Genomic DNA, 17,719 nt, shown 5'->3' with positions numbered 1-17,719 from the left:
ATAAATTGAAAAGCTAAACAGATGCAACTTTCAGAAGCCAAAGAAAAATATATTCAGACTTGGGGAACCTTTGCTACCAATTGGGGGATTAACCGTACCATGGCACAGGTACATGCCTTACTGTTGGCAAGTGATAAACCTTTGTCTACGGATGAAGTAATGGAACAGCTGGAAGTTTCAAGAGGAAATGCCAATATGAATCTGCGTGCCTTAATGGATTGGGGAATTGTAAGAAAAGAATTTATTAAAGGAGACCGGAAAGAATATTTCGTTGCAGAAAAAGATGTATGGTATCTGTTCAAGCAAATTACCAAAGAGCGTAGAAAAAGAGAAATAGAACCTGTAATTTCTTTCCTTGAAGAACTAAAGAATATTGAAGATAAGGATACAGAAGGAGCAAAAGAATTCATTAAACTAATGGAAGATTTCAGCTCTGTCACCGGGAAGATCAACAATATTATGGATCTGGCTATAAAAAGTGATGATCACTGGCTGGTAGGGAAGATTACTAACTTGCTGAAATAGAAAGAGGATGAAAAATCCTTTTTTATTTCGTTTTAATTTTCAAAAATTACTGAAAGTTTTAAATAGATAATAATTATGAAAAACTTTATCATTCATTTATTTCTGATTTTGTATTTCAGAAAAAGAGGAACTCATTAAAAATAATTATCATGAAAGAGTTTACAAAAATTGACTTCTATACTCAGATGTTTTTTTTAATAATTGGGCCTGTGGCTTTTATAATGGGAGGTTTATCCGGGCTGGTATTATTTTATTTTATAGTAGGAATTCCACAATTGATTAGTTTTCTGGTAAAATTATTTCTTGGGATAAAAAAGTCAGTGTGGTATATCACCTATGGAATAGTAATGATACCCTTCTGGATTACTGTAATGATCTTATTTAAAGAGAAAATTCTTAATGATTTTTTTGGATATATTTTAATTGCAGCTCTTTTATACAGCCCTGTAATGGCAGGACTTTATGTATACGACTGCTACAAAACATATAAATTTTACAAATAATGACCATGAAAACCTTAAAAAACCATACACTAATCTACGACAACGAATGTCCGATGTGTAATCTATATTCCCAGGGCTTCACAAAATCTGGGATGCTTGATGAAAACGGCAGAGAAGCTTTTACGGAAATCTCAGTAAGAAATAAAGATCTGATAGATTTACATCGGGCAAAAAATGAAATTGCATTGGTAAACCATAACAACAATGAAGTGATCTATGGATTAGACAGCCTTCTTCTGATTATAGGGAATTCTTTCCCTTTGTTGGAAAAAATAGCAAGACTGAAACCTCTTTATTGGTTTTTCAAAAAACTCTATTCTTTTGTCTCTTACAATAGAAAACAAATTATTCCAGCAGAAAATGATAGTGAAGACCCTTGTGTTCCTGATTTTAACTTGAAATACAGATTATTGTATATTGCTTTTGTTGCGGTTTTCTCTGCCTGGATTTTAAGCATGTTTTCCGGAAAACTGGATCTGAACTTAAACCGTAATTTTTTAAGAGAGTTTGCCGTTTGCCTGGGACAGATTGTCTGGCAGACTATTTTTCTAAGAATCTATTTAAAAGATAAAATCTGGGACTACCTGGGAAATATGATGACTGTTTCTTTAATCGGAACATTACTTCTGATCCCGACTTTATGGACGGATTTTAGTTCTGTTTTTTACATGATATATTTCGGGATAGTTGTCTTCATTATGTTTCTGGAACATTTGAGAAGATGTAAAATACTAAAGCTCAACTATACTCCTACCATTTCCTGGATTCTATTCAGAACGATAGCTTTGGGTATCATTATTTTAACAATCCTTTAAAATAAAGACAATGAACCACCTTGAACTTATCAGACAGGTAGAATGGAAAGATCTTAAAAAACTTTCTGTTAAAGAAATGCTGATTGAAAATAATATCAGCCTTCCATGGCTTTTTATTTCACTGATTTTAGCGTATCATGGATATTATTGGATCGCGTTGCCATTTTCAGGATTTTATTTTCTGACAGCATTGAGGCAGGTACATAATAGCTTTCACAATTCATTAGGAACGGGAAAGTTGTTGACATGGCTGTCATTGTATCTGAACAGTATGTTAATGATGGCTTCCATTCATGCTGTAAAGTTCAATCATATCAGGCATCATAAATTTTGTCTCTCTGAAGAAGATTATGAAGGAAAACCGGCTTCAATGAAATGGTATGAGGCAATACTATATGGCCCCAAACATATCTTTTTGATTCACTGGATTACTTTAAGAAAAGCAAATAAAACATATGTGAAAAATATGTTGCTGGAGCTGCTCTCAATAGGTGTCTTTACATTCTTTATCTTTTATCTTCAAATCCATTTTCTGATGTACCATATATTGATCATGTTTTCTGGTGAATTTTTGATGGCCTTTTTTGCAGTGTGGACAGTTCATCACGACACTCATGAAAACCCTAATGTAGCAAGAACGCAACGAGGGTTCTGGAAAAATAAACTGACCTTCAGTATGTTTTATCATATGGAACATCATCTTTTTCCGGCAGTTCCCACCATTAAACTCCCGGAATTGGCAGAAAGAATAGATAAAACCTTACCTGAATTACATAAAAAACAAACTTTTTGAACATGTCTGGAATATATTTAGAAACACTGATCAATGCCGATATACACCGCGTTTTTGATCTGGCCAGAGATATTGATCTGCACCAGAAATCAACTTCAATATCTCATGAAAAAGCAATTGCAGGACGTACATCCGGTTTAATTGAGGAAAATGAAACCGTAACCTGGAGAGCAAAGCATCTGGGGATATATCAAACGCTTACCACTAAGATCATCAGTATGGAAAAACCACATCAATTCACTGATATCATGTTGAAAGGAGCTTTTAAATCTATGCGTCATCAGCATAGGTTCAGAGACATAGAAGGGAAAACCGTGATGACAGATATCTTTGAATTTGAATCTCCACTAGGAATCATAGGAAAGCTGTTTAATACAATCTACCTCACCCGTTACCTTAAAGCCTTCCTTCTGGAAAGAAATAAGATGATAAAAACCATCGCAGAAGAATCTGCAATGAGCCACGGGCAGCAGTCTACTCCAGGATAGGATAAAATGATGTCAAAAATATAATCATCAAAAAATACACAATTATGAATTTTTTAAAAGCCGAATGGCGGAAATTAGCCATCATTAATTACGAAATCAATCCTGAAGTATTGTTGGGCTATTTACCTGAAGGTACTGAACTGGATTTTTATAAAGGGAAATGTTATGTAAGTCTTGTTGGTTTTATGTTTTTAAACACAAAGTTATTAGGCCTTCCTATTCCTTTTCACAGAAATTTTGAAGAAGTAAATCTGCGGTTTTATGTAAAGAAAAAAGAACATGGAATTTGGAAAAGAGGAGTGGTCTTTATCAAAGAAATAGTTCCTAAACCGGCTTTAAGTTTTGTAGCTAATTCTATTTATAAAGAAAACTATCATACATTGCGTATGAAAAATAATATCTATGAAGATGGAAATGAGCTGCTGATCAAGTATTCGTGGAAAGATAAAAATTGGCATTCTATTCAGATTACGGCAGACAATATTGCGCAGCCCATGGAGCTAGATTCTGAATTTGAATTTATCACAGAGCATTATTATGGCTTTACAAAAAAAGATGATAAAACCTCAGAATATGAAGTCTGCCACCCAAAATGGGATTTTTATCAGGTAAAAGATCATGAGCTGGAAATTGATTTCGGTACAATCTACGGTCAGGATTTTGAATATCTTAACCATCATAAGCCTGTTTCAGTAATGCTCGCGGAAGGCTCGGATATTAAAGTAAAAACAAAGAGATATTTAGGATAAGAATTCCGTATTTAGAAACAACATTTTAAACTTCAAAAAATGAAAATAATTATAGCAGGTGGATCCGGATTTCTCGGCGAAAACCTGGAAAAGTATTTTACAGAAAAAGGAAATCAGGTGCTGATCTTAACCAGAAATCCCAAGCGTAAAAATGAAATCTACTGGAATGCAAAAACACTGGGTGAATGGAAAAATAGCCTTGAAAAAACAGATGTTCTGATCAACCTTACCGGGAAATCTGTTGACTGCCGCTATACTGAGAAAAATAAGCAGGAGATTTATTCTTCAAGAATAGAAAGCACTAAAGTATTGCAGGAAGCCGTAAACAGTTGTTCGGATAAACCGAAAATCTGGCTGAATGCAAGCTCTGCAACCATCTACGTACATTCAGAAAAGCATTTGAATACTGAAGAAAATGGAGTAATAGGCGATGATTTTTCAATGAATATCTGTAAGAGTTGGGAAGAAGAGTTCTTTACCATTAAAAACAATGAAACCAGAAAAGTAGCACTCCGTACCTCTATTGTCCTGGGGGATAACGGAGGTGCTTTTCCAAAATTAAAACTGATTACAAAGCTGGGACTAGGAGGTAAGCAGGGACGGGGTCAGCAAATGGTAAGCTGGATTCATATTGATGACTTTTGTAAAGCTGTGGAATGGATTATAGATCATGAAAACATGACGGGGGCCGTCAATATAACAGCTCCAAATCCTGTGTCCAATGAAGAGATGATGAGGAAATTAAGAAAACAGCTGAATATTCCTTTTGGCCTTAATGCGCCGGTTTGGCAGCTGGAAATAGCTTCTATCCTGCTGAAAACAGAAACCGAGCTGTTACTCAAAAGCCGGAATGTTTATCCTGAAAAACTGAGTAAGGCAGGATTTAATTTTTCTTATCCCGGAATGGATGAAGCCATACATCATCTTTTGAAAACCTGATATTGTATATTATGGGAAGATAGTTAAATTAGCACAAACGATTCCTCTATGCCAGCCAGACAAAAAACAAAAATCATTGTCCTTTCTTCATTTTTGATTGCCACAAAGCTTTTATCACAGGCCCATAATGTTTCTGAAGGATACCAAAAGCCTATAGATCCTGTTGTTGTACAGAATTTAGAACAATGGCAGGATCTGAAATTCGGTTTGTTTATGCATTGGGGAACTTACAGCCAATGGGGAATTGTTGAAAGCTGGACCTTATGTCCTGAAGATGAGTCATGGACGCAGAGAAAGCCCGAACATGGGAAATCATATAATGAATATGTGAAAAACTATGAAAATCTTCAGACTACCTTTAATCCCATAGGGTTTAATCCACAGAAATGGGCAGATGCAGCAAAAAAAGCAGGGATGAAATATGTGGTTTTTACAACAAAACATCATGATGGTTTTGCCATGTTTGATACCCAACAGTCCGATTACAAAATAACATCAACAAAAACCCCGTTTTCGAAGAATCCGAAGGCAGACATAACAAAAGAGATTTTTAATTCTTTCAGAAAAGAAGATTTTAAAATTGGCGCTTATTTTTCAAAACCTGATTGGCATTCCGACGACTATTGGTGGTCATACTTTCCTCCAAAAGACAGAAATGTAAATTATGACCCTAAGAAATATCCTGAAAAATGGAAAAGCTTTAAGAACTTTACTTTTAACCAGCTGAATGAAATTACTTCCGGTTACGGAAAAATCGATATTCTTTGGCTCGATGGGGGCTGGGTTCGCCCTTTCAATACCATAGACCCGAAAGTAGAGTGGCAGAGGACGATCAAGGTGCAGCAGGATATTGACATGGATAAAATAGGGGCAATGGCCCGTAAAAATCAACCCGGGATTATTATTGTAGACCGTACTGTCTCCGGAAAATGGGAAAATTATATAACTCCTGAGCAGGCGGTTCCGGAACAGGCACTTTCTGTCCCTTGGGAAAGCTGCATTACTATGGGAGATTCTTTCTCCTATGTTCCCAATGACAATTATAAATCATCACAAAAAATCATTGAAACACTGGTAAAGATAATTTCCCGGGGAGGAAATTACCTGATGAATATTGCACCAGGCCCTGAGGGCGACTACGATGCTGTAGTGTATGAACGATTAAAAGAAATTTCCGGTTGGATGGAGAAAAATGAATCAGCGGTTTTTGCAACAAGAAGCGTGTCCCCTTATCATGAAGGAGAGTTTTACTATACCCGGAGCAAAGATGGCCATATATTAAATATTTTCCATTTGGATACCCAGTCAAAGTCAGAATACAAGGCTCCATCAGAGCTTATCTTTGCTATTCCGGAACAATTCACTCCAAAATCATTGAAAGTTCTGGGGATTTCTTCTGCAGTTCAATGGAAGAAAAATGGAAATACAATTAAGGTAAAGCTTCCGCAGGACCGGGCCGCATTAAAATATGCTGCAGTTATTCAGATCAAACAGTAATTCAAAATAAAAAGAGCAGATTTATGCTGCTCTTTTGAAGGTATAATGTTTGAATCTTTTAGTATTTTCTTGCCAACAGAAGGTTCAGTAAGAATGTACCAGTCCAGTTACTGTTGTTGGTACCATTGGCTCCAATGAAGTCTATACGGGCAACAGATACCGTAAGTCTGGTCTTTCCGCCGGTTCCGTTATTGGCAAGACTTACAAATGATGCCGTAAATACATCAGGAAAACTTGAATTATTTCCCGCTGTAAGAATAGGATACATATTGGTTACATTGAAAGGAGTTCCCTGATATTCATAAACAATGGTCATTCTGCTTGTATTGGAATAAGAAGCTGTATGGGCATTGGTTACGGATGATTTACTGATAAGCCACCATAGGTCCGTTCCGGATCCTGTATCATAAGAAGTATTGGTATGGTTTGACCAGTCTGCAACTCCCGGTGATCCGTTTCCATGAGGAGGAATGGACAATTGAGATCCATAAATTTCCACATTACTTGGCTTAGGAAGAACCGTGAAAGAGAGATCCCAGGTTCCGCCAGTGGTATTCCCATTGTTCACCACTTCTGCGTAAGCTCCTACCGGCACTACAAAAGAGGGAACAGGAGTACTGTCTATCCTCAAAGTATTACCTCCGGAAGGCTGGATGGTAAGGTTAGAGGTAGAAATATTTTTAATTTTATAAATTCTACCTGTATAGCTGGCCGTTCCACTCCCAATAACAGGAAGCGTAAAAGTGGTATTACCTGTTCCGTTGTAGGTAATATAGTGGTCAGTAGCTGTAATGGCATATGTGGTAGTAGCTACTTCTTTATAACCTGCTCTCAGAGAACCATTTATTGCTAAAGTACTGTTGGGGGTTGTGGTATTAATACCAACCTGTGCACTTAAGGTTACTGCCCCAAATAAGAGAATCGAAATGTATTTTTTCATATTTTTAAAATTGTTTTTTACAAAAATATGAAAAAAACATACGTAATTTACTTTATGCTACATATTTTCTAATTTAATAATTTAATTCCTATGTAAGTGATGTATGTTTTTTAGACTTATTTTTAAACAAGTCTGCAGCAAATTCCAAATCGTAAGATAATAGCTATAGTACTGATTAATATAGTAATTGACGATGATTGATGCATTTTTATTTTCTCTCACAGATCACATGGAAAGACGTTTTTTGTTTTTTTGAGGGTTATTTGATAATTTTTCTTCCCCAAATAATTAAATATTTTTAGAATATCATAATATGATGAAAATAATCAGTTATAAATAAACTATTGTTGATGTTTTTTAATGATTGTAAACTCTATGTTGTAATTTTTGATCATGGTATGATATGTGCACTTTTATTATAAACCAAAATGAATTTAATTAAACATAATTAATTTATTAAAATCATTTTAAAAATATAAACATCATGAATAAGTTATTTATTTTCACCCTGTTGTTCGTAGGTTTATCAATGCATGTTTCAGCCCAAAAACATCCTCCACTTCCGCCGCATCCGTCGAAAACCGAATTGGTAGATGCCAAAATGCGTGAGCTCGATAAAAGATACAATACTGAAAAGAAATTAATTCTGAATCATCCGCTTGCCACCAAACAAATGAAAAGAGATCAGTTAAAAGCTTTAAATAAAAAATATCAAAGCCAGAAACGATTACTTAGAAGTATGAAATAATATAGATTTCTTACACTTATTAAAATGAGATAAGTCTGTTTTTACTTATTTTATTTTATGAAATTTTCAATTCTGAATGCTGTTTGTTGAAAAAGAGCGATTTTTTGTGCTTTTATTTTGTTTAAAATTAAATAAAATAAGCTTGCTGGTGCATTTTTACATCTATTTTCAGAAACATGAAACATCCAATATTTTTCCTTAAATTCGCATAAAAATTTTTAAAGTAATGAATTACGATATTATTGTCATTGGAAGTGGTCCTGGTGGATATGTTACTGCGATCAGAGCAGCACAGTTGGGTTTCAAAACCGCAATTATCGAGAAAGAAAACTTAGGGGGAATTTGCCTTAACTGGGGATGTATTCCTACTAAAGCTTTATTGAAATCTGCTCAGGTTTTTCATTATATTAACCATGCTGAAGATTACGGATTGAATAAAGTGGAAGCTAGCTTTGAATTCCCGAATGTTATTCAGAGAAGCCGTGGGGTAGCCAGCAAAATGAGCAAAGGAATCGAATTCTTAATGAAAAAGAACAAGATTGATGTAATTCTTGGTACAGCAACTGTACAGAAAGGTAAAAAAGTTTCTGTTACAGATAAAGATGGTAAAGTAACTGAATATTCAGGAAGCCATATTATCATTGCTACAGGAGCTCGTTCAAGAGAATTACCAAACTTACCACAAGACGGTAAAAAAATAATCGGATACAGACAGGCATTATCTCTTCCTGAGCAGCCAAAATCTATGATCGTTGTAGGTTCTGGAGCGATTGGAGTAGAATTTGCCGATTTCTATAATACAATGGGAACAAAAGTAACTGTTGTAGAATTTATGCCAAATATCGTACCTGTAGAAGACGAAGAAATCTCTAAACACTTAGAGAAATCTCTGAAGAAGACAGGAATTGAAATTATGACCAATGCTTCTGTAGAAAGCGTTGATACAAGTGGAGAAGGAGTAAAAGCTACCGTAAAAACGGCTAACGGAAATATTACATTAGAAGCCGATATCCTATTATCTGCTGTAGGTATTGCTGCCAACATCGAAAACATCGGTTTAGAAGAAGTAGGAATCCAAACAGATAAAGGAAGAGTTTTAGTAAATGAATGGTACGAAACTTCAGTACCGGGTTACTATGCGATTGGGGATATCATCCCAACTCAGGCATTGGCTCACGTAGCTTCAGCAGAAGGAATCACTTGTGTTGAGAAAATCAAAGGAATGCATGTTGAAAAGATCGACTATGGTAATATCCCGGGATGTACTTACTGTCATCCTGAAGTAGCTTCTGTAGGTCTTACAGAAAAGCAGGCTAAGGAAAAAGGATACGAAATTAAAGTAGGTAAATTCCCTCTCTCTGCAAGTGGTAAAGCTACAGCAAACGGAAATACAGATGGTTTCATCAAAGTTATTTTTGATGCTAAATACGGAGAGTGGTTAGGATGTCATATGATTGGTGAAGGAGTAACTGATATGGTTGCTGAAGCTGTTGTAGCAAGAAAACTTGAAACTACAGGTCATGAGATCATTAAGTCTATTCACCCTCACCCAACTGTTTCTGAGGCTATCATGGAAGCAGCAGCAGCAGCTTACGGTGAAGTTATTCATATTTAAGATACAAAAGAGCAAAACTCTTTATTGATATTATAAACCACAGATTTTGTCTGTGGTTTTTCTATTAAAAATACCTAATTTCGGTGAAAAATTAACATGAGGAATAAATCTATCATAGCTGCTTTCGCTTTAGCAGGAGCCTTCTTCTCTGCACAGGAAAAAAATGAATTTGTAGCTCCCAATGAAAATCTTATTGCACAAAATATTCTGCCAATCCCTAAAAGTTTAGGCCAGAGTCTTAAAAAATATTCTGAAAGCAGAAATGCTTCTTTGGCGGATATCCATCCTAACGGAAAAGAAATCATTGCCGTTACCCGTTTCGCCTCTACTAACCAGCTGTATAAGATTTCTATGCCTATGGGCGCCAGAAGACAGGTTACCTTCTTTGATGAACCTGTTAATATTGCTTCTTACGAGCCTACGAAAGGGGAATACCTTGTTTACTCAAAAGATACGGGAGGAAATGAATTTGGGCAGCTGTATACATTAGATCTGAAGACATTGGAATCCAAGCTGCTTACCGATGGAGGAAGAACCCAAAATGGTGGTATTACCTGGAAAAAAGACGGTTCAGGATTTTATTTTACCTCTACCAAAAGAAATGGAGGTGACCGTGATATCTATTATATGAATCCCCTAAGACCCGAAGAAACCAAGCCTGTTTTGGAACTTAAAGGTGGAGGATGGGGAATCAGCGATATTTCTGATGATCATAAGAAGTTGCTGATCACAGAATATGTTTCTGCCAATGATTCTTATCTGTATATCTACGACACAGAAACAAAGAAATTAGAACCTGTTACAGGCAGAAAAGAAAAAGGAATTGTTCAGCTCAATGCTTCTTTTGGAAAAAAACCTGATGAAATCTATTATATTACAGACAGGGATAATGAATTCAGCAGATTGGCCGTTCTGAATGTGAAAACAAAAAAGATCAGTTATCTGACCACTGCTATTCCGTGGAATGTAGAAGGTTATGATCTTTCTAGAGATAAATCCAGACTATCTTTCATTACCAATGAGAGTGGGATCAACAAACTGTATCTATTGAATACGGATAACCAGAAATATACACCGGTAAGCAATATTCCGGTTGGCCTTATTGGGGGAGGGAAATTTTCAGGAGATGGAAAATCTCTTTATTTCTCACAATCTGCAGCTAATTCAGGATCTGATATCTATAAAATGGATATAGCCTCTCAAAGTATTGAAAAATGGACAGAAAGTGAGCAGGGAGAAATGCAGCCTACAGACATGGCTGTTCCAAAACTGATAGAATGGAAAAGTTTTGACGGTATGAAAATTACAGGATTCTACTATCCTGCACCAGCAAAATTTACAGGGAAAAGACCGGTGCTGATTTCAATTCATGGGGGTCCTGAAGGTCAGTCTATGGCCACATCACTTGGGCAGTCCAATTATTTTCCGAATGAAATGGGTATCGCAGTGATTGCACCTAATGTAAGAGGGTCTTCAGGCTTTGGAAAGACCTATATTGCCGCAGATAACGGATATTTGAGAATGAACTCTGTGAAAGATATCGGTGCTTTACTGGATTGGATTGCAGTGCAACCGGATCTGGATAAAGACAGGATTATGATCACAGGAGGAAGCTACGGAGGATTTATGACCCTGGCTACAGCGTATGAATATGCCGACAGAATCAGATGTTCCATGGATGTAGTGGGGATTTCCGATTTCAATACATTCCTTAAAAATACTGAAGAGTATAGGAGAGACCTGAGAAGAGTAGAATATGGAGATGAAAGAATTCCTAAAATGGCAGAATTTTTCACGAAAATTGCGCCTTTGAATAATATCGATAAGATTAAAAAACCTATGTTTATCGTTCAGGGAACCAATGATCCCAGAGTTCCTGTATCAGAAGCTATTCAGATGAGGGATAAGTTAAAGGGGCAGGGAAAAACAGTTTGGTACCTTGAAGCAAAAAATGAAGGTCATGGTTTTAGAAAAAAAGAAAATATCGATTTTCAGCGTCTTGCCATGATTAGATTTATGCAGGAATATCTGTTGAAATAAAACATTTTTTTATCTGAATAAGAAAACAGTGCACTCCCGTAAACTTTTATGGGAGTGTTTTTATTATGACAAGAGAAAATGAGAAGACAGTAAGGTAAAAATGATACCAGTAAATTAAATAAACCTATAAACCATAAATACTAGTTTTTTATTAAAATAATTTTAAAATCAACACATTTATAAAAATTAATCTGTTTTTCTCACGCCGATTTCTTACATTTATTCTATGAATTTTGAAAGAGTAGGACTTGTTTTATCAGGAGGTGGTACGAAAGGAATCGCCCATGCAGGAGTATTAAAATTCTTGAAGGAAAAAAACATAGAGGTAGATATCCTTTCTTGCTGTAGTGCAGGATCTATTGTAGGATGCCTGCATGCTGTAGGCAAAACACCGGAAGAAATTCTTGAGTTCTTCAATTCAATTTATTTTTTCAACTGGAAACATTTTACGTTCAATCAACCCGGATTGGTTTCTTCGGTCATTTTCAGGAATTATCTTAAGCCTATTTTTCATGATATGAAATTAAAGGATCTGGATATTGAAGTGAAAATTGTAGCCACAGAGCTGGTTTCAGGAACACAGAAAATTTTTGATGAAAATTTCGAAATTGTAGATGCTATTATTGCCTCCTGTTCTATACCGGGAATCACAACGCCTTACATCATTGATGAAGAAATGTATTGTGATGGGGGAGTGCTCAATAATTTTCCGGCAGACATTATCAGGGACGAATGTGACAAGCTTATCGGAGTTTTTGTATCACCACCCCATGATACCCATATTAATGACCTAAAATCAATCAAAGCTATCGTTTCACGTTCTTACGACCTGCTTTCCTACAGGATTGAAAAAATAAAGTTTGAATATTGTGACTGGTTTATTACTTCACAGAAATTATCAACATACGGAATGTTTGAACGGAGAAAAGACAGGCTGGAAGAAATTTTTGATATTGGATATAATGCGGCCTCAGAAAGTTTTGAAATCAGCCAGTATCACACGGAACTGAAAAAATTAGGAACATAACATAAATCCTGCATCACAATGCAGGATTTTATATGGTAAAATATGAAGAAATACTACAGTGCTTTATGGGTTGAGATCCATACTAGATCCAGTTATTTCTTCACTACTTGTCCGTCCTCGCGTACAATTTCCTGATCATTTTCATCATTTACAGTAAGGGTATAAGGTGCTTTTTTGGCTGAATCAGTAAGATAATTTCTCCAAACCTGATAGGTGTATCCCTGATTGTTAAAAACGATATAGTAATTGCCTCCCGTACCGTCAGGAACCAGTTCCCCATCACTGATGATCATGCTTGGTTTTGCCGTGATTTTAGCGTTTGCATTCCATGATTGATACAGATACTTACCGTTGGGCTGTTTGTCAATTCTTATCTTAAATTTCTTTGTTTTAATAATGACCGTTTTGGGTACTTTTTGAAAAGTAGCATAAGAGGTTACACGATGGTCTTTTGATTCATTCGGAACTTCTTTCGCATATACAAAAGAAAACTGAGCCAGACAGAAAGTTCCTAATAAGAAGCTTTTAATCATATTTTAAAGGTTATTGGTTACTAATCAGAGTTTCATCAAATATAGAGCCATTTTTACAGAGATAAGTTTACTATGTGGCAGTAGTATTTACCACCCCGTCAAATCTTCGATTTGCCACCCCTCCGGTGGAGGGGAATGTTCAGTCTTCAATTGGTATATTTGAGCATCTGATTTCAAATTCCTTGAAGTTAAAAGATAATGATGGGGCTTTCCATTTACCTTGTCATTCCGCAGGAATCTAAATGTATATATACAAGAAAATCAGAGATTTTCATAAAACTTATGTGTACTTTTCAGCAGTGTGATAGCCACTTAAAAAATTTTAAGTGTTTCAATCTTTTGTGCCTTTTGTGGTTGATATTATTCTCCCTCAGATTGAGCAGATTTATATTATGTTTAGATTTCAGCTGAATGACACAATGCATTGTTTGAAAGGCTTATTTTAACACTTTAGATCACTTAAGCAAGTTTAAAAATTACTGCATATAGGTAAGTTCACTTTAGAAGAAAATCAGAGATTTTCATAAAACTTATGTGTACTTTTCAGCAGTGTGATAGTCACTTAAAAAATTTTAAGTGTTTCAATCTTTTGTGGCTTTTGTGGTTGATATTATTCTCCTCAGATTGAGCAGATTTATATTATGTTTAGATTTCAGCTGAATGACACAATGCCATTGTTTGAAAGGCTTATTTTAACACTTTAGATCACTTAAGCAAGTTTAAAAATTACTGCATATAGGTTAGAAGAAAATCAGAGATTTTCATAAACTTATGTGTACTTTTCAGCAGTGTGATAGCCACTTTTAAAAATCTTGAGTGTATAAATCTTTTGTGGCTTTTGTGGTTGATATTTCTCCCGCAGATTTCTCTTATTTAAAGTTGTAAATCTTAGCTGGATACAGCAGTATAGCTTGCAAAAGCTTCTTCCAGGCTGTTAAATTTGCCTTTAAACTCATCAATAGGACAGTCCTGAAGGATATTCCCTTTATGAATAAGGATAACGCGGGAGCAAAGAGCTTCCACTTCCTGCATGATATGGGTAGAAAGTAAAACCGTCTTTTGCTGACCAATTTCTTTTACCACATTTCTGATTTCAATAATCTGGTTAGGATCCAGACCATTAGTGGGTTCATCCAAAATTAACAAATCGGGTTGGTGAATAATAGCCTGGGCCAACCCGACACGTTGCTTATATCCTTTAGATAATTGACTTATTTTTTTTGACTTTTCCGGTGTGATCCCTACAAGCTGAATCACTTCATCTACTCTGGCTTCAGAAATTTTATGAATATTTGCTACAAACTGAAGATATTCCTTAACATACATTTCAAGATAAAGTGGATTGTTTTCAGGAAGGAATCCTATTTTTTTCTTACTTTCAATGGCATATTCAGAAATATTTTGACCATTAAAAATAATTTCGCCCTGGTCAATTTTCAATGCACCAACGATGGATTTCATTAAAGTGGATTTTCCGGCACCATTAGGACCGAGAAGGCCGATGATCTCATTTTTATCAATAGAAATGTTGATATTGTTAAGGGCAGTTTGTTCCCCAAACTTTTTAGTCAAATTGATTATCTGAAGCGGCATAATGATTAATGTCTTTGTGCAAAAATAAAATAAAAAAACTCATTCGATGGAATGAGTTTCACAATATTTTTAAATTATACTTATTTTTTTGATTTCTTACTGCCGCCAGTAGATCTTGGTGTTGCTGTAGAGGCTGTATTTGGACCTGATTTTGAATTGACAACAGCCGATTTTTCATACAATGCATACTTACCATTTGTTTTACCAAAAATTTTCTCAACCTGTTTTTGGGTTAAAAACTGAGATTTTCCGATATACTTCCGGTTCTTGTTGATAATCTGGATAAACTGGAGTGTCTGCTGACCATAGTTTTTTTCATAATGAAGTTCGATAATATCATTAGGAAGTTCCAGGATGATATTTTCATCGGGAATAGCTGTTACAAAACCTTCCATGATAAGTTTATAAAGCCCTGATACATCCCCATTCAGATTTTGGAATGAGAAAGATCGGATGGTATTCAGGTTGCTGGTGTTCAGATCCTGGTAATTGATGGTAAACTTATCTTCTTTTTTATATAAACCTACGGAATTATCTTTACCAATTTCCACTAAACTCTCATTTTTCAACACTTTAATTTGTGAGAAAACTGAAATGCTGAACATGCATGTAATAAGTAGAATTATTTTTCTCATGAATTGAATTTTAATGTTTTACAAATTGGTGTATATAAACTTACTAATAAAAAAGTTAAATAACAATTTTTATTCTTTAAACAAAAGTAATACTTTTTTTTGATATTCATGAGGAATTGCCTGTGGGAGCTATGAAATGGTGGTTGTAAGTAATGGTTTGAAGATCAGATGCTTATTTATTTTTCACGCATATCCTCCTTTTTAAATCTCTGAAAAAAACAGATCGGAAATTATCAGGTGTAAGGTGTTGAAAAACAGACTGAAAATTAGTTTTCAGACTATCTGAGATAAAGTTATTTAAAATAAGTGTTAATTTTTATGATCAGAAAAAGAAAGCTATGAAACGGATAGCATTTTTAAATAATACATGATTCATCAGTAAGGTTACAATAATCTGTTTTTTGAAACTGCCAATATGAAAGAGTCAAACTCTTGCCGGTAGCTTCTTCCGACAGGAATATGATGACTGCCAAGAAATACTTCGGTAGTGTTGAAAGCAGTAACCCGATCAGCATTGATCAAAAATGACCTGTGAATTCTTACAAAACCTTTGGAAATAAGGATTACTTGTAAATCTGTTATTTTATTTTTTGAAATAAAACTTTCCTTTGTAGCCAACACTACTTTAATGTCATTTCCCTGGCTCTCAAAATAAATGATTTCTGAAAGAAAAATTTTCCGCTGCATTCCTTCAGTCTTGAATATGATAAAATCTTCCTGGGGAGCCGCTGTATTTCTTAGGATACGTTCTACCGACTTAAAAAAGCGTTCAAAAGTAATGGGCTTAAGGAGATAATCTATTGCTTCCAGTTCAAAACCTTCAATAGCAAAATCACGATAGGCAGTAGTAAAAATAGTTGCCGGCTTCTGAGACAGTGACCTTAAAAAATCAATTCCGTTTAAGTGAGGCATCTGAATATCCAGAAACATCAGATCTACAGGTTGATTCTGAATTATTTTATAGGCTTCCATCGCATTTTCAGCTTTCCCAATTAGTTTCAAATGATCGATTCTGGAGATATGGTTCTCCAGTAATTTTGCTGCCAAAGGCTCATCATCTACTATAATACAGTTAATCATATTGTGAAGGCGTGATTATTTCAACTTTAAAAATATTGTTTTCCCGGGAAATTCTGAAAGTAAAATTTTCATCATAATAATGCCGGAGCTGTTTTTTTATATTTTGAAGGCCAATTCCTTTCTCATTAGCAGCCTGTTCCTCATGAAAAGTATTTTCAATTATAAAGACCGAATGTTTGGCATTGGTTTCCATCTCTATTTTTATTTCTGTCTGCCTAATATTTTTGCCAGCCCCATGTTTAAAGGCATTTTCTACTAAACTGAGATAGAGAAGTGGTGGGATAGTATTGGAGGAGTTTAATACGGTCTGCCTGCTTATCTTTAACCGGTCAGTACTGTACCGGAGGCTTTCCAAAGCAATATAATCTTCAAGAATATCCAGCTCATCAGAAACAGATACCCACTTTTTTTGCCCTTTGTATAAAATATAATCTAAAATATCCGAAAGCTGGCTGATAGATCGAGAAGTCTTTTCAGAATGGCTGAGTGAAAGCGAATAGATGTTATTCAGGGTATTAAAAAGGAAATGAGGATTTAGCTGGGATTTGAGGGCTTGTAACTCCAGTTCGGCTTTTTCTTTTTGAAGGTCTGCAGCTTTCTCTTTTTCATCTTTGTAGCGCATGAAAAACATCATTGAAATAAAGATAAATGCTCCGCTGATGATAGGAAAAGTATAATAAAGCAGAAGATATTTCAGATCTGTAAAAATGCTGTAAATGCTGTCTTTCGTTTCATTGATAAAAAGAGGTTCAGCAATGTAAACAATAAAGAACCTGTTGATGGCCGAGAGAAGATAAAGGCTTATAATCAAGGATACAGAAAACTCAAGATATTTTTTCCTGTCAAATAAATATCTGAAGAGAAAGAAATAAATAAAATTAGCGGCAATAATCTGAAAAATCCAATGGCAGAAATTATAAATGATGATCTCTGCAGACAACCCATCATATTCGCCATAATTTCTTGCAATACCAAACAGAAATAAAGCTGACCAAAAAAATAACTGGAAATATAGGGTACGTCTGATATGAACCTCTGACTCATTTTTCATCTTCAAAAATATAAAATCTAAAACAGAGCAGGTGAAAAATGTTGCTGAAGACTATCAATTGAGGATGAATAACATGGTTTGATATTCAGACGGCTTATTCTACTGTTGACATCATTTTAGCTGTTTTCCAAATGTCACGGTAAAAAGT

18 protein-coding genes are annotated in these 17,719 nt (G+C 35.2%); 12 read left to right on the top strand and 6 right to left on the bottom strand.

Annotation, left to right across the window (positions count from 1 at the left end):
* The first annotated feature begins 21 nt into the window (after window positions 1-21).
* The 8 genes from MP477_RS05075 to MP477_RS05040 all read left to right on the top strand — a co-directional run bounded on the left by MP477_RS05075 (window position 22) and on the right by MP477_RS05040 (window position 6,309).
* Entirely contained in the window at window positions 22-525 is a 504-nt protein-coding gene (locus MP477_RS05075) for a GbsR/MarR family transcriptional regulator (RefSeq protein ID WP_230035794.1), read from the top strand.
* 149 nt (window positions 526-674) lie between these two features.
* Window positions 675-1,028 (top strand): hypothetical protein, encoded by a 354-nt coding sequence (locus MP477_RS05070; protein ID WP_257189426.1) that lies wholly within the window; start codon window positions 675-677, stop codon window positions 1,026-1,028.
* A gap of 5 nt (window positions 1,029-1,033) precedes the next feature.
* Complete coding sequence (locus MP477_RS05065; protein ID WP_257189425.1) at window positions 1,034-1,843, top strand: DUF393 domain-containing protein; 810 nt, start codon at window positions 1,034-1,036, stop codon at window positions 1,841-1,843.
* Between the two features lie 10 nt (window positions 1,844-1,853).
* Window positions 1,854-2,636, top strand: a complete 783-nt coding sequence (locus MP477_RS05060) for a fatty acid desaturase (RefSeq protein ID WP_257189424.1) — start codon at window positions 1,854-1,856, stop codon at window positions 2,634-2,636.
* 2 nt (window positions 2,637-2,638) lie between these two features.
* Entirely contained in the window at window positions 2,639-3,124 is a 486-nt protein-coding gene (locus MP477_RS05055) for an SRPBCC family protein (RefSeq protein ID WP_257189423.1), read from the top strand.
* A 44-nt stretch (window positions 3,125-3,168) separates the two neighbouring features.
* The gene (locus tag MP477_RS05050) at window positions 3,169-3,873 is read left to right on the top strand and encodes a YqjF family protein (protein ID WP_257189422.1); all 705 of its coding nucleotides are present in this window, start codon (window positions 3,169-3,171) and stop codon (window positions 3,871-3,873) included.
* Between the two features lie 39 nt (window positions 3,874-3,912).
* A complete protein-coding gene (locus MP477_RS05045; RefSeq protein ID WP_257189421.1) occupies window positions 3,913-4,812 on the top strand; it encodes a TIGR01777 family oxidoreductase in 900 nt (299 codons plus the stop codon).
* Between the two features lie 48 nt (window positions 4,813-4,860).
* Entirely contained in the window at window positions 4,861-6,309 is a 1,449-nt protein-coding gene (locus MP477_RS05040) for an alpha-L-fucosidase (protein WP_257189420.1), read from the top strand.
* Window positions 6,310-6,367: 58 nt separating this feature from the next.
* Here the strand turns inward: MP477_RS05040 and MP477_RS05035 are convergent, their stop codons facing one another.
* Window positions 6,368-7,249, bottom strand: a complete 882-nt coding sequence (locus MP477_RS05035; protein ID WP_257189419.1) for a hypothetical protein — start codon at window positions 7,247-7,249, stop codon at window positions 6,368-6,370.
* A 484-nt stretch (window positions 7,250-7,733) separates the two neighbouring features.
* Here MP477_RS05035 and MP477_RS05030 point away from each other — a divergent pair, with 484 nt between their 5' ends.
* From MP477_RS05030 to MP477_RS05015, 4 genes are all read left to right on the top strand, one after another.
* Window positions 7,734-7,997, top strand: a complete 264-nt coding sequence (locus MP477_RS05030; RefSeq protein WP_230035811.1) for a hypothetical protein — start codon at window positions 7,734-7,736, stop codon at window positions 7,995-7,997.
* A 226-nt stretch (window positions 7,998-8,223) separates the two neighbouring features.
* The gene (gene lpdA / locus MP477_RS05025; protein WP_257189418.1) at window positions 8,224-9,612 is read left to right on the top strand and encodes a dihydrolipoyl dehydrogenase; all 1,389 of its coding nucleotides are present in this window, start codon (window positions 8,224-8,226) and stop codon (window positions 9,610-9,612) included.
* A 96-nt stretch (window positions 9,613-9,708) separates the two neighbouring features.
* Window positions 9,709-11,652: an alpha/beta fold hydrolase gene (locus MP477_RS05020; protein WP_257189417.1), complete on the top strand. Its 1,944-nt coding sequence runs from the start codon at window positions 9,709-9,711 to the stop codon at window positions 11,650-11,652.
* 226 nt (window positions 11,653-11,878) lie between these two features.
* A complete protein-coding gene (locus tag MP477_RS05015; protein WP_230035818.1) occupies window positions 11,879-12,679 on the top strand; it encodes a patatin-like phospholipase family protein in 801 nt (266 codons plus the stop codon).
* Window positions 12,680-12,771: 92 nt separating this feature from the next.
* On the opposite strand, the gene MP477_RS05010 is transcribed toward MP477_RS05015, so the two are convergent.
* From MP477_RS05010 to MP477_RS04990, 5 genes are all read right to left on the bottom strand, one after another.
* Window positions 12,772-13,212, bottom strand: coding sequence for a hypothetical protein (locus MP477_RS05010; protein ID WP_257189416.1), 441 nt, complete (start codon window positions 13,210-13,212; stop codon window positions 12,772-12,774).
* Between the two features lie 888 nt (window positions 13,213-14,100).
* On the bottom strand, window positions 14,101-14,805 hold the full coding sequence (locus MP477_RS05005; protein ID WP_230035822.1) for an ABC transporter ATP-binding protein: 705 nt from the start codon (window positions 14,803-14,805) through the stop codon (window positions 14,101-14,103).
* A gap of 80 nt (window positions 14,806-14,885) precedes the next feature.
* Window positions 14,886-15,440, bottom strand: a complete 555-nt coding sequence (locus MP477_RS05000) for a hypothetical protein (RefSeq protein ID WP_230035824.1) — start codon at window positions 15,438-15,440, stop codon at window positions 14,886-14,888.
* A 384-nt stretch (window positions 15,441-15,824) separates the two neighbouring features.
* Window positions 15,825-16,520: a LytTR family DNA-binding domain-containing protein gene (locus MP477_RS04995; protein ID WP_230035826.1), complete on the bottom strand. Its 696-nt coding sequence runs from the start codon at window positions 16,518-16,520 to the stop codon at window positions 15,825-15,827.
* Entirely contained in the window at window positions 16,513-17,571 is a 1,059-nt protein-coding gene (locus tag MP477_RS04990; RefSeq protein ID WP_257189415.1) for a sensor histidine kinase, read from the bottom strand. Before MP477_RS04990 ends, MP477_RS04995 begins: the two co-directional genes overlap by 8 nt.
* Between the last annotated feature and the right edge of the window lie 148 nt (window positions 17,572-17,719).

The organism is Chryseobacterium sp. WG23, assembly GCF_024586575.1.
Lineage (GTDB): Bacteria > Bacteroidota > Bacteroidia > Flavobacteriales > Weeksellaceae > Chryseobacterium.
This window is presented reverse-complemented; position numbering and strand designations above follow the sequence as displayed.